This is a genomic window from Comamonas sp. 7D-2 (assembly GCF_022749555.1).
Lineage (GTDB): Bacteria > Pseudomonadota > Gammaproteobacteria > Burkholderiales > Burkholderiaceae_C > Comamonas > Comamonas thiooxydans.
In genome coordinates this window covers 5,353,608-5,367,508 of the sequence record NZ_CP094238.1, presented here as the reverse complement: position 1 = coordinate 5,367,508, position 13,901 = coordinate 5,353,608, and the positions used below count along the sequence as shown (strand labels likewise).

Annotated in this window: 9 protein-coding genes; 6 read left to right on the top strand and 3 right to left on the bottom strand. The window is 63.3% G+C overall.

Features of this window, described 5'->3' with window-relative positions; genetic code table 11:
* Positions 1-64: 64 nt before the first annotated feature.
* Positions 65-235, bottom strand: a complete 171-nt coding sequence (locus tag MPZ60_RS24740) for a hypothetical protein (protein WP_003072234.1) — start codon at positions 233-235, stop codon at positions 65-67.
* Here MPZ60_RS24740 and MPZ60_RS24735 point away from each other — a divergent pair.
* Positions 234-1,409 (top strand): murein transglycosylase A, encoded by a 1,176-nt coding sequence (locus MPZ60_RS24735; protein ID WP_034351018.1) that lies wholly within the window; start codon positions 234-236, stop codon positions 1,407-1,409. The genes MPZ60_RS24740 and MPZ60_RS24735 overlap by 2 nt on opposite strands.
* Before the next feature lie 94 nt (positions 1,410-1,503).
* Here the strand turns inward: MPZ60_RS24735 and MPZ60_RS24730 are convergent, their stop codons facing one another.
* On the bottom strand, positions 1,504-3,213 hold the full coding sequence (locus tag MPZ60_RS24730) for an MFS transporter (RefSeq protein WP_034351017.1): 1,710 nt from the start codon (positions 3,211-3,213) through the stop codon (positions 1,504-1,506).
* Between the two features lie 221 nt (positions 3,214-3,434).
* Complete coding sequence (locus tag MPZ60_RS24725) at positions 3,435-3,917, bottom strand: Lrp/AsnC family transcriptional regulator (protein WP_003060152.1); 483 nt, start codon at positions 3,915-3,917, stop codon at positions 3,435-3,437.
* Between the two features lie 198 nt (positions 3,918-4,115).
* On the opposite strand from MPZ60_RS24725, the gene MPZ60_RS24720 reads away from it, so the two are divergent.
* The 5 genes from MPZ60_RS24720 to MPZ60_RS24700 all read left to right on the top strand — a co-directional run bounded on the left by MPZ60_RS24720 (position 4,116) and on the right by MPZ60_RS24700 (position 13,809).
* On the top strand, positions 4,116-7,694 hold the full coding sequence (locus MPZ60_RS24720; protein ID WP_034351015.1) for an indolepyruvate ferredoxin oxidoreductase family protein: 3,579 nt from the start codon (positions 4,116-4,118) through the stop codon (positions 7,692-7,694).
* Positions 7,695-8,059: 365 nt separating this feature from the next.
* Complete coding sequence (gene yajC / locus MPZ60_RS24715) at positions 8,060-8,392, top strand: preprotein translocase subunit YajC (protein ID WP_003066810.1); 333 nt, start codon at positions 8,060-8,062, stop codon at positions 8,390-8,392.
* An 88-nt stretch (positions 8,393-8,480) separates the two neighbouring features.
* Positions 8,481-10,379 (top strand): protein translocase subunit SecD, encoded by a 1,899-nt coding sequence (gene secD / locus MPZ60_RS24710; protein ID WP_034351013.1) that lies wholly within the window; start codon positions 8,481-8,483, stop codon positions 10,377-10,379.
* 11 nt (positions 10,380-10,390) lie between these two features.
* Positions 10,391-11,347: a protein translocase subunit SecF gene (secF, locus tag MPZ60_RS24705; protein WP_003066813.1), complete on the top strand. Its 957-nt coding sequence runs from the start codon at positions 10,391-10,393 to the stop codon at positions 11,345-11,347.
* Positions 11,348-11,403: 56 nt separating this feature from the next.
* Entirely contained in the window at positions 11,404-13,809 is a 2,406-nt protein-coding gene (locus MPZ60_RS24700) for a DUF1631 domain-containing protein (RefSeq protein ID WP_034351010.1), read from the top strand.
* The last annotated feature ends 92 nt before the right edge of the window (positions 13,810-13,901 follow it).

Here is a 13,901-nt window from a genome sequence, read left to right as displayed (position 1 = left end):
CGCGGTTTCTGATGCAAAAGATTGTCACATCCGGCCCGCGCTGCAGTGGCTGCAGCGCCATGGGCTAAGCTCGATTAGAGCGATCTTGTTCGGGGTCTGCAAGCACTTCTTTGTGCGGCGCAGGCTCGACCGGGGCCGGCAACTCACCCTTTTTTCGACCTGAGAACATGGTCCACCACACAATAGCGACCAAAATGGCCAATGCCAGCAGTGCTTCAAGCAAAATCAGACCCATGAATTTCCATCTCCTGCGCCGTGCTTCACTGGCGCTGATTGTAGGAACCCTGGTGGCATGCACCACCACCAAGCAGCAAAACGACCCGGCATCGGTGCCCGAGATGGCTCCGCATGGCGGGTCGGCTTCCGCAGCCAAGCCGCCGTTCACCGCCAATGTACCGACTAAAAGCCGCTGGGTGGCGGTGGACTGGGGCGAGTTGCCCGGCGTGCCCCAGGATTCCCTGAACGAGGCCTGGAATGCCTGGATCAAGAACTGCGAGCGTCCCAGCACCGTGTTTGCCAATCTGTGCGGCGAGGTGCGAAGGCTGAGCATTGCCTCGGAAGACGAGCAGCGCAGCTGGATGATGAACACGCTGCAGCCCTATCGCATCGAAGCGACCACGGGCAGCCCCGACGGCATGCTGACCGCCTATTACGAGCCCTTGTACGAGGCGCGCCGTGTGCAGGGCAACGGCTTCAACGTGCCCATCTATCAGGTCCCGCAGGGCTTTGGCAAGCGCAAGCCCTGGTTCACGCGCCAGCAGATCGACACCAACTCCGAGGCGCAGGCCGCCCTGGCCGGCCGTGCCATTGCCTGGCTGCGCGATCCGGTGGACATGCTGGTGCTGCATATCCAGGGCTCGGGCCGGCTGATGCTGACCGAGGCCGACGGCCGCCAGCGTATGATCCGCGTGGCCTATGCCGGCACCAACGATCAGCCCTACAAGAGCGTGGGCCGCTGGCTGCTCGACCAGAACCTGGTGCGCGATGCCACCTGGCCCGGCATCAGTGCCTGGATTGCCGCCAATCCCTCGCGTGTCAACGAGATGCTCTGGAGCAATCCGCGCTATGTGTTCTTCCGCGAGGAGGCGCTCAATGACTTCGATGCCCAGTTCGGTCCCAAGGGCGCCCAGGGCGTGGCGCTGACGCCGGGCCGCTCGATTGCCGTGGACCGCAACAGCATCCCCTATGGCACGCCGGTCTGGCTGTCCACGCCCGGCCCCACGGTATCGCTCAACCGCCTGGTGTTCGCGCAGGATACGGGCAGCGCCATTCTGGGCGCCGTGCGTGCCGACTATTTCATGGGCTGGGGGGCCGAGGCCGGTGATGTGGCGGGCCGCATCAAGCAGCCGCTCAAGCTCTGGGCCTTCTGGCCCAAGGCCTTGGCCGGATCGGCACCGCATCTGCGTTGATGCTAAAAACAGGAGCTGCCAGCGCTTGTCAGTCAATGAATTTCGATGAATAACTATCTGAAATCATTGAACTGAAAGCGCTGTAAGCTCTCTTTTAAAGAGCGTCGGTGAAGTAGCGCTGCACCACGGGCGGCTCCTTGCCCTTGTGAAAGCTCAGCTTGCGGTCGCGCAGCGCCACATCGGCGGTCGTCACGCGCTCGAAGCGGCGCAGATGCTCGGTCCAGGATTCGTCGGTGATCTGCTCCACGAAGCGCTCGGGCTGGCTCATGCTGTGCAGCAGGCTCCAGGACAGCGCGCCCTGGCGCAGGCGGCTGCGCCGGCTCAGCTGCATCAGATCGCGGAAGGCACCGGCCCTGGCCGGGTCGATCAGGTATTCGATGGTCACCACCACGCGGCCGGCTTCGGGCGGCAGCGCTGCCGTCGGCGGCGTGAAGGCGCGAGAAGGGCTGAGGTCTTCCTCGATGTCGCGGTCCGGGTTCAGGCGCTGCACGATCAGCAGTGCCGTCAGCCCGCTGACGGCGGCCACGGCCATGCTGATCTGCACCGAGCCCAGGCTGGCGATCTTGCCCCAGATGGCGGCGCCAATGGCCGTGCTGCCCATGATGGACATCTGGTAGATGGACATGCCGCGTGCCCGCACCCAGTTGGGCAGGGCCATCTGCGCGGCTACGCCCAGCGTGTTGGCCGTGGCCAGCAGGGCCATGCCCGAGAGCATCATGCCCGGCACGGCCACGGCGATATGGGGGGCGAAGGCCACGGTCAGCGTGGCCAGGCTTTGCGCGGCCACGCCGGCCAGTACCGTGCGCTCGCCCGACAGCATCTGGCGTATGCGCGGCAGCAGCATGGCGCCCAGGATGGCGCCCGCGCCCATGGAGGCCAGCAGCAGCGTGAAGGTGCCGGCACTGCCGCTGCTGGCCGTGCCGTGGTCCAGGCGCTGGGCCGTCAGCGGCAGCAGGGCCATGATGGCGGCGGCCTGCAGAAAGTAGCAGACGGTGCGCAGCAGCACGGCATGCATGCGCGGCGACTCCTGGATGAACTGCAGGCCCACCCGCATGGCCGAGCCCAGGCGCTCGCGGCCCAGCGGGTTGGCGGGCTGCTGGCGCTTCCAGCGCAGCAGCACAAAGCCCGAGACGATGGACAGCACGGCGTTGAGCACAAACACCCAGGCGCTGCCCAGGCTGGCGATGAGGGCACCCGCCACCAGCGGGCCGATGATGCGCGAGGCATTCATGGCCACGCCGTTGAGCGCCATCGCAAAAGGCAGATGGTGCTTGGGCACCAACTCGGGGATCAGGGCCGAGAACACCGGCCAGCGCATGGCCAGGCCGATGCCGTTGGCAAACACCAGGGCCAGCAGCAGATAGGGCGTCAGCTGGCCCGAGAGCACGGCCAGGCACAGCAGCAGGGCCACGGCAGCCACCCAGAACTGGGTGACGATGAAGTAGCGGCGCCGGTCCAGGATATCGGCCAGCGCCCCGCTGGGAAGGGCCAGCAGCATGACCGGCAGGGTGGAGGCCGACTGCACCAGTGCCACCAGCACGGGCGAGGTGGTCAGCGATGTCATCAGCCAGGCGGCCGCCACATCGTTCATCCACATGCAGATATTGGCCGTCATCCAGATCATCCACAGCATGCGGAAGGTGGGCGTGGCCAGCGGCGTCCAGACGCCCGGGGCTGCGGCAGGCGGCGCACCGCCGTCATGCATGGCCGAGGGATCTTCCAGCAGCTTGCCTGCAGGGACCTGGCCGGATTCTGAAGTTATTGGATTGTGGGAAGCGCGCTCTGCGGAATCATCGTGGGCCATGGGGCATGATTCTGTAGCAGGAAAGTTGATGTGACAAATACGTAGTTACTCAAACCTGCCTGGCTCGGAGCTCAATGCTGCTCATGTCCTGAGCGCTACTGATAAGTGAGCTTGCAGCGCTTTTTGAGCAAGGATTTCAATGTTGATTGAGTCCACATCGCAGATGAATAAAGCGGTACATGCTCCACTTTTGAAGGATGCCGGCCTGGTGCGAACGGCACTCAGGCGTGCGTCAGCGTGCTGGGCAGCGGCAGCGCGCTGCTGGACTTGACCTCACCCAGCGAAAAAATCGTGTGCACGTCTTTGACGTTGGGCAGGCGCAGCAGCACATTGCGCACAAAACCGGAAAAGCTCTCCAGATCCCTGGCCACTACCTGCAGCTCGAAGGTGCCCGCGCCGCTGATGTAGTGGCAGGAGGTGACTTCGGGCAGCAGGCGAATGGCTTCCTCCATGCGCAGCGTGATGTCGGCCGTGTTCTGTGCGGCATCCACGCGCACAAAGGCCAGCACGCCCAGGCCCAGCTTGTGGCGGTCCAGTGTGGCGTGGTAGCCGGTGATATAGCCCGACTCCTCCAGCGCGCGCACGCGTCGCCAGCAGGGCGCGGCGGACAGGCCCACGCGCTGGGCCAGCTCGGCATTGGTGAGGCGCCCATCCATTTGCAGCTCATTCAGGATGGCCCAGTCGAAGCGATCAAGTTGGTTCATGATTCGCAATTTACAGCAAGATTCTTTCAAAAACTAGGTTAATCCCGGCAATAAAAAGAAAGCTCTATTCGGGGTGTTTTCCTTAAACTTTGCTCAAACAACTCGCGTTCCATGCCTCTGGCGCAGGAATGCCCAAAGCAATATGCTGCTCTGGTAGCCAACAGCTGCCACGGGTGGTCACCCACATGGAGACAAGCCATGAATGCCCCTTTGCCCGATGAAGTCCGTCGCGCCCTGGAGTCTGTGACTCTGGACGACAAATATTCCCTGGCCCGCGGCCGCGCCTTTATGAGCGGCGTGCAGGCCCTGGTCCGCCTGCCCATGCTGCAGCGGCTGCGCGATGCGCAGGCCGGGCTCAATACCGCCGGCTTCATCAGCGGCTATCGCGGCTCGCCTCTGGGCACTTACGACCAGTCCCTGTGGGCGGCCAAAAAGCATATGGAGGCGAATCACATCGTCTTTCAGCCCGGCGTGAACGAAGAACTGGGCGCCACGGCCGTTTGGGGCACGCAGCAGCTCGATCTCTATCCCGAGACCAAGAAGTTCGACGGTGTCTTCGGTATCTGGTATGGCAAGGGTCCGGGCGTGGACCGCTGCTCCGACGTGTTCAAGCACGCCAATATGGCGGGCACGGCCAAGCATGGCGGTGTGATTGCGATCGCGGGCGACGACCACATCAGCAAGTCCTCCACGGCCGCGCACCAGAGCGACCACATCTTCAAGGCCTGCGGCACGCCGGTGTTCTTCCCCAGCAATGTGCAGGACATCCTCGACATGGGCCTGCATGCCTTTGCCATGAGCCGTTTCTCGGGCCTGTGGTCGGGCATGAAGACGATCCAGGAGGTGGTGGAGTCCTCCTCCTCGGTGCTGGTGGACCCGGATCGCGTCAACATCATCCTGCCCGAAGACTTTCAGATGCCGGACGGCGGCCTGCATATCCGCTGGCCCGATCCGCCGCTGGAGCAGGAAGCGCGGCTGATGAACTACAAGTGGTATGCAGCCCTGGCCTATGTGCGCGCCAACAAGCTCAACCACAATGTGATCGAAGGGCCCAACGACCGCTTCGGCATCATCGCCAGCGGCAAGGCCTATAACGACACGCGCCAGGCCATGGCCGATCTGGGGCTGGACGAGGACACCTGCCGCCAGCTGGGCATCCGGCTGCACAAGGTCAACGTTGTCTGGCCGCTGGAGGCCACCATCACGCGCGATTTCGCACGCGGCCTGCAGGAGATTCTGGTGGTCGAGGAGAAGCGCCAGGTCATCGAATACCAGATCAAGGAAGAGCTCTACAACTGGCGCGACGACGTGCGCCCCAATGTGGTGGGCAAGTTCAGCGACGAGCATGGCGGCGAATGGTCGCTGCCCAATCCCAGCACCGACTGGCTGCTGCGCCCCACGGCCGATCTGACTCCCGCCATCATTGCGCGCGCCATTGCCCAGCGCCTGAAGAAGCTGGGCGTGCCCGAGCATGTGCAAACGCGCATGCAGCAGCGTCTGGCCGTGCTCGACGCCCGCGAAGCGGCGATCAAGGCGGCCAAGGAGGTTTCGACCGGCGACCGCACGCCCTGGTTCTGCAGCGGCTGCCCGCACAACACCTCGACACGCGTGCCCGAAGGCTCGCGCGCCGTGGCCGGCATCGGCTGCCACTATATGACCACCTGGATGCCCGACCGCCGCACCAGCACCTTCACGCAGATGGGCGGCGAGGGAGTGACCTGGGTGGGGCAGGCGCCTTTCACCAAGGAAGCCCATGTCTTCGCCAATCTGGGCGACGGCACCTACTTCCACAGCGGGCTGCTGGCGATCCGCCAGAGCATTGCGGCCGGCACCAACATCACCTACAAGGTGCTCTACAACGACGCCGTGGCCATGACGGGCGGCCAGCGCGTGGGCGAGCGGCCCGAAGGCCATTCGGTGCTGCAGATCATGAACAGCCTGCTCTCCGAAGGCGTGGGCAAGCTGGTCATCGTCACCGATGAGCCCGAGAAATACGATGGCGTGAAGCTGGGCGAGGGCGTGACCGTGCACCATCGCGACGAGCTGGATGCGATCCAGCGCCAGTTCCGCGAGCTCAAGGGCTGCACGGCCATCATCTACGACCAGACCTGCGCCACGGAAAAGCGCCGCCGCCGCAAACGCGGCGTGCTGAGCACGCCCGACAAGACCGTGGTCATCAACGAGCTGGTCTGCGAGGGCTGTGGCGATTGCTCGGTGCAGTCCAACTGCCTGTCGGTCGAGCCCGTGGAGACCGAGTTCGGCCGCAAGCGCCGCATCAACCAGAACAGCTGCAACAAGGACTATTCCTGCGTCAAGGGCTTCTGCCCCAGCTTCGTCACCGTCGAGGGCGGTCAGCTCAAGAAGCCCAAGCAGGAGAAGAAGGGCAGCCTGGAGGCCCTTCCCCATATTCCCGAGCCCGTCCTGCCCGTGGCCGAGCAGGCCTGGGGCATCGTGGTGGCCGGTGTCGGCGGCACGGGCGTGATCACCATCGGTTCGCTGCTGGGCATGGCCGCACACCTGGAAGGCAAGGGCGTGGTCACGCAGGATGCGGCGGGTCTGGCGCAAAAAGGCGGCTCCACCTGGAGCCATATCCAGATCGCCAACCGCGCCGATGCGATCTACACCACCAAGGTGGACATGGCCAAGGCCGATCTGGTCATAGGCTGCGACCCCATCGTGGCGGCCACGCCGACCACCTTGTCCGTGATGCAGCCGGGGCGCACCTATGTGGCGCTCAACAGCCATGCCGCGCCCACGGCCACCTTCGTGGGCAACCCCGACTGGCAGTCGCCGGCCGCACGCTGCGCCACGGCGCTGGCCGAGGCCGTGGGTCATGGCGCCCTGGGCAGTTTCGATGCCGAGAAGGCCTCCACGGCCCTGCTGGGCGACAGCATCTACGCCAACCCCATGATGCTGGGCTACGCCTGGCAAAAAGGCAGGGTGCCGCTCAGCCATGCCTCGCTGATGCGCGCCATGGAGCTCAACGGCGTGCAGGTGGCGCGTAACCAGGAGGCCTTTGAATGGGGCCGCCGCTGCGCCCACGATCTGGAGGCCGTGCGCGCTCTGTATCAGGCATCGCAGGTGATCCAGTTCGTCAAGAAGCCGTCGCTGGAGGAAATGCTAGACAAGCGTGTGGAGTTCCTCACGGCCTACCAGAACGCGGCCTATGCCCAGCAGTACCGCGACTTCGTGGCCAAGGTGCGCGCAGTGGAAGAGCCGCTGGCCCAGGGCACGCGCCTGTCCCAGGCCGTGGCGCGCTATCTGTTCAAGCTCATGGCGTACAAGGACGAGTACGAGGTGGCGCGTCTGCACACCGATGCGGCCTTCACCCAGAAGATCAGCGAGATGTTCGAGGGCGACTACAAGCTCGTCCATCACCTGGCGCCCCCCGGTTTTGCCAAGAAGGACGAGCAGGGTCATCTGCTCAAAAAATCCTATGGCCCCTGGATGCGCAAGGCCATGGGCTGGCTGGCCGGCATGAAGGGGCTGCGCGGCACGGCGCTCGATCCCTTCGGTCGCACCGAGGAGCGCCGTACCGAGCGCGCCCTGATCGTCGAATACCGCCAGTGCATCGAAACCCTGCTGACGGGCTTGACGGCCGACAAGCTGGCGCTGGCCGTGGAGATCGCCTCCATCCCCGAAGACATTCGAGGCTACGGCCACGTGAAGGAGCACCATCTGGCGGCTGCGCGCATCAAGTGGCAGTCCTTGATGACTCGCTGGAATGGCTCGGCTGCACCCGCTGCGCCAGCAGTCAAGCTGATGGCAGTGAACTAATTGCGCCGAGGCGCATCACAACAAGGCCGGGGCAACCCGGCCTTTGTATTCATGGTCAGAGGCGATGCTGGCAGTGGGCTATCTGAATTTGATAGCTGCCAGCGCCTGTATTGAGTGATATTCAAATATAAAACAGTCACAAAGCAAGACAGGTAATACGCTGATAGCTATGTTTTTTGCAGACATTGCTGATGTGGAAAGGGAGGTCCTCATCGCATCAGGGAATGCCTGTGCTGCGCGGCTGTCCATGCCAATCTTGGGTACAAGCCAGCCGAATACAATGTCCCGCTGACCTGGCGAGATCGCGCAAGTGCGCGCCTGCCGGGACCTATTCCTGACAAATTCACTCTTTCGGAGTCTTTTTCGTGTTCATTTCTTCTGCTTTCGCCCAGACCGCTCCTGCCGCCGCTGCTGAAGGCGGCTTCATGGGTTCGCTCACCGGCATGCTGCCTCTGGTGCTGATGTTCGTGGTGCTGTACTTCGTGATGATTCGTCCACAGATGAAGCGCCAGAAGGAACACCGCTCCATGATCGACGCGCTGGCCAAGGGTGATGAGGTGGCTACCGCCGGCGGCATCATCGGCACCGTGACCCGCATGGCCGAGCAATTCATCTACATCGAAGTGGCTTCCGGCGTGGAAGTCCAGATCCAGCGCTCCGCTGTGGTGCAGGTGCTGCCCAAGGGCACGGCCAAGTAAGCCTGTCCGCTGTGGATTTTGAGGGGTACGGCGCTCGACCAGAGTGCGCGTACCCGTTGTGCGTTGCTGTAAAAAAAAGAGCGCGATCATGAACCGATACCCGGTCTGGAAGTACGCGATCATCGTGATCGCGCTGCTGGTGGGGGTGCTCTACACCCTGCCCAATTTCTTTGGTGAAGCGCCTGCCGTGCAGGTGTCCTCGGCCAAGTCCACCGTCAAGGTGGACAACGCGGTGCTGCAAAAGGTGGAATCTGCCTTGAGCGCAGCCAGTGTCAAAGCCACATCGATGTCGCTGGAAGGCACTTCGGTGCGCGCCCGCTTCGATACGCCCGATGAGCAGCTCAAGGCCAAGGACGTCATCCAGAAGGCCCTGATCTCCGACCCCACCGACCCCTCCTACATCGTGGCGCTGAACCTGGTGTCGCGCTCGCCCGACTGGCTGACAGCCATCGGTGCCAAGCCCATGTATCTGGGTCTGGATCTGCGTGGCGGCGTGCACTTCATGCTGCAGGTGGACATGGCGGCGGCCCTGACCAAGAAGGCCGAGAGCTATGCGGGCGATCTGCGCTCTTCGATGCGCGACAAGAATATCCGCCACGGCGGTGTCAGCCGCGATGGCAACAACGTCACCATTCGCGTGCGCGACGAAGCCACGCTGACGGCGGCGCGCAATCTGATCGCGGACCAGTTCCCCGATCTGGCGGCCACTTCCACGCCTGACGGCACGGGCTTCAAGCTGGTGGCCTCGATCAAGCCCGAAGCCCTGCGCAAGGTGCAGGAGCAGGCGCTCAAGCAGAACATCGTCACGCTGCACAACCGTATCAACGAACTCGGCGTGGCCGAGCCCGTGATCCAGCAGCAGGGCCTGGACCGCATCGTGGTGCAACTGCCCGGCGTGCAGGACACCGCCAAGGCCAAGGACATTCTGGGCCGCACCGCCACGCTGGAAGTGCGCATGGTGGACGAGTCCGCCGAAGCGCGTGCTGCCGAGATGGGCTCCGGCCCCGTGCCTTTCGGCTCCGAGAAATACCTGGACCGCAACGGCCAGAGCATCATCGTGCAAAAGCAGGTGACGCTGACCGGCGAGAACCTGACGGATGCACAGCCCGGTTTTGACAGCCAGACCCAGGAGCCCACCGTCAACCTGACGCTGGATGCCAAGGGCGCGCGCATCTTCAAGGACGTGACGCGCGAGAACGTGGGCAAGCGCATGGCCATCATCCTGTTCGAAAAGGGCAAGGGCGAAGTGGTGACGGCTCCCGTGATCCGTGGCGAAATCGGCGGCGGCCGCGTGCAGATCTCGGGTCGCATGACTACGGCTGAAGCCAACGACACTTCGCTGCTGCTGCGCGCCGGCTCGCTGGCCGCGCCCATGGAAATCATCGAGGAATACACCATCGGCCCGAGCCTGGGCGCCGACAACATCAACCGCGGTATTCACTCCGTGGTCTGGGGCATGGTGGCGATTGCGGCCTTTATGTGCATGTACTACATGCTGTTCGGCGTGTTCTCCACGATTGCTCTGTCGGTGAACGTGTTGCTGCTGCTGGCCATTCTGTCCATGCTGCAGGCCACGCTGACCCTGCCCGGCATTGCCGCCATGGCACTGGCGCTGGGCGTGGCCATCGACTCGAACGTGCTGATCAACGAGCGTATTCGTGAAGAGCTGCGTGCCGGTGCTTCGCCTCAGGCGGCCATCCATGCAGGCTACGAGAACGCCTGGCACACCATTCTGGACTCCAACGTGACCACGCTGATCGCCGGTCTGGCCCTGCTGGCCTTCGGTTCGGGCGTGGTGCGCGGCTTTGCCGTGGTGCACTGCATCGGCATTCTGACCAGCATGTTCTCTGCCGTGTTCTTCTCTCGCGGGCTGGTCAACCTCTGGTATGGCGGCAAGAAGAAGCTCAAGAGCGTCTCCATCGGTCAGGTCTGGAAGCCTGAGGGTGAGGGTCACCGTTCCGTGGCCGGTCGCGGCAGCAACAACTAAGGAGGAAGATCATGGAGTTCTTCCGCATCAAAAAAGACATTCCGTTCATGAAGTACGCGTTGGTCTTCAACGCGATTTCCTTCATCACCTTTGCGCTGGCCGTCTTTTTCCTGTTCTCGCGCGGCCTGCATCTGTCCGTGGAGTTCACGGGCGGTACGGTCATGGAAGTGGCCTACACCCAGCCTGCCGATATCGGCAAGGTGCGTGAAACCGTTTCCAAGCTCGGCTATGCCGATGTGATCGTGCAGAATTTCGGTACATCCAAGGATGTGATGATTCGTCTGCCCGTGCAAAAGGGCGTGACGACTGCTCAGCAAAGTGAGCGGGTGATCACTGCACTGAAGGCCGAGGATGCCGAGGTCACGCTGCGCCGCACCGAGTTTGTCGGCCCGCAGGTGGGCGATGAGCTGATGCACAACGGCCTGATGGCGCTGGGCATGGTGGTGCTGGGCATCATCATCTATCTGGCCTTTCGCTTCGAGTGGAAGTTCGGCGTGGCGGCCATCATTGCCAACTTGCACGACGTGATCATCATCCTGGGCTTCTTCGCCTTCTTCCAGTGGGAGTTTTCGCTCTCCGTGCTGGCAGGCGTGCTGGCCGTGCTGGGCTACTCGGTCAATGAGTCCGTGGTGATTTTCGACCGTATCCGCGAAGCCTTCCGCAAGTTCCGCAAGCTCAGCACCCACGAGGTGATCGACCACGCCATCACCTCGACCATGAGCCGGACCATCATCACCCACGCCTCGACCGAGGCCATGGTGCTGTCCATGTTCTTCTTTGGCGGCCCCAGCCTGCATTACTTTGCGCTGGCGCTGACGATCGGTATCTTGTTCGGTATCTATTCTTCGGTGTTCGTGGCGGCTGCCATTGCCATGTGGCTGGGCGTCAAGCGCGAAGATCTGGTCAAGGCTCCCGCCAAGTCCGGGTCGCAAGACCCCAACGATCCCAACGCGGGAGCCGTGGTCTGACGCTTTGACCATTGCGGCGGGTGCATGACTGCTTCTGCCGCCATTACACTTACGGAATGGCTCTCTCGCAGTCTTCCTCCACCGCGCCTGCGGCCCCGCAACAGCTGGGCTGGCAGGCGCGCTTGCGTTGGGTCCATGGCATTTGTCAGGGCCTGCCCAAGGTCGCTCGGCAGCTGGATGAATTCCTCTCCAACCAGAGCAGTGCCGTCTCCACTGCCAAGGAGATGCAGGAGTGGCGCGAGGCCTGGGTCGGCTTTCAGCAGAACAAGGACGCCTGGTTGCAGGCAGGCGTTCAGGCGCTGCAGCAGGCTGCGCGCAAGCCACCCTCTGGTGGAGCCGAGAGCAATGCTTCGGGCTCGGCTCCGCTGACCTTCGAGCTGCTCAGCGACGATGTCGTCGAAAACAGGATTCTGGCCTCCCGCATGGCTCTGGCCATGGGAGAGACGCTGCAGCCCGGCTTCGAGGCCATGCGCCTGCGCATTCAGGCGCTGGAGGGCCATGAGCTGGCTTCTCGGGACATGTTCCGTGCCGAGACCATCTGTCTGCATCTGGTCGAGCAATGGCTTGGCAGCGGCATGGAGCGCAAGCATTTGCTCAGGGCCGTGGAGCCTTTGCAGAATGCGCTGGCACCGCTGATGGAGTCCGAATACAGCATCCTGCACAAGCTGCTCGATGCCAAGGGCGTCAGCAAGGCACAGGATGCGCCGCTGCGCGTGCGACGTACCGAGGGTGGCCCGTCCACCGGTGCCATGCATCTGGGCGCCAGCAGTGGCTATGGCAATGCGTCCGATGCGGGTTGGAGCAACTCTGCCATGCAGTACATGCCGGCCGGTATGGCTGCAGGTCTGGGCGCCGGGCCAGGGATGGCTCCGGGCATTGCCCTGCCGCCAGGCGCCAGCGCCGGCCTGGGCATGCTGGCGCGGGCGCGCCATCGCGCGCTGGATGCCATGAATCAGCTGCGCCAGGTGCTGAGTCAGCCTGCGGTCGGCATTCCAGGACTGATGCCTGGCACGCCTGTCGTTCCCATGCCTCCTGCATCTGCTGCTCTGGCGCAGGCGCTGCAGGAGCAGCAACAGCAACAGCTGATGGCGGCCGAGCTCCAGGCCCAGTATCCGTCTGCGGCCGGTTCGGCCATGGCCATGCCCGCCATGGACTACAGTCCGGCAGCGATCGGCCAGCTGGTCAATCTGGTGCGCGAGCGCTCGGCCGACTGGAAGCAAAAGGCCGAGACCAAGAGCGAGAAGGCGACCATCGAGGTGGTGGCGCTGATGTTCCAGAGCATTCTTTCGGAAGACCGGCTGCCGCCGTCCATTCGCGTCTGGTTCGCGCGCCTGCAGGTCCCCGTGTTGCGCGTGGCCCTGGCCGAGCCGCAGTTCTTCAGCGACCTCAATCACCCGGCGCGCAAGCTGATCGACCGCATGGGCTCCTGCGTCATGGGTTTTGACGCCAGCAGCATCAACGGCAATGCGCTGGAGACCGAGATCCGCCGGGTGGTTCAGGTGATAGAGCAGTACCCTGAAACCGGGCAGAAGGTCTTTGCCCTGGTGCTGCGCGAGTTTGAGGAATTCCTCACCAGGCACTTTGCCCAGAATCGGTCCACGGCCAAGATCACCAGCGTGGCTCAGCAGGTGGAGCAGAAGGAGACGCTGGCCATCCAATACACCATAGAGCTGCGCAATATGCTCACCGACATGCCGGTGCGCGAAGAGGTGCGAGATTTTCTCTTCAAATCCTGGGCCGATGTGCTGGCCATGGCCACCGTGCGCTATGGCGCCAAGGATGCACGAGCCATGCGCCTCAAGCAGGCGGCCAGCGAGCTGGTCTGGTCGGCCAGCGCCAAGCCCTTGCGTCAGGAGCGCGCGCGTGTCATCCAGGGCTTGCCGACCTTGCTGCAGACCTTGCGTGAGGGGCTGGAGCTGGTGAGCGTGACCGGCGATGCACAGTCTGCCGCGATCAAGGTGTTGACCGATACGCTGGCCCAGGCCTTCATGTCCAAGACGGCAGCCATTCCGGCCGAGCGTATCGAGGCCATGGCCAAGCGCCTGGCGGAGCTGGAGAAATACATCAGCGAGGATGGCAAGCTCGACGATATGCCGCTGTCCAGCGAGAGCATAGAGCTGATGCTGGGCGTGGATGCGGGCGATCTGAACGTCATTCCCAACACGGACAGTCCGGTGGAGCCCGCCATGCTGGAGTGGGCCCAGTCGCTGGAAAGCGGTCGCTGGTTCACGCTGGACCACAACGGTGCCCGTGTGCAGGTGCAATATGTCTGGCATAGCCGTCGCAAGCATCTGCATTTGTTCGCCTCGCTGGATGGACACTGTTATCTGCTGCAGGCGCAACGCATGGCGACCTATCTGCAGGCCGGCTTGCTCGCGGTGCATGATGCCGAAGCCCTGACGGTGCGTGCCACACGCGATGCACTGCAGAAAATTCAGGCGAATCCGGAAAGACTGGTCTAAGCCCCTGAGGTGCTTTGCATCTTTCCCCTTTCTCTACGCGCTGCACCAGGGAAGGGAGCAGCCCTTGCTGGGCGTCGCCTTGTCGGGATATG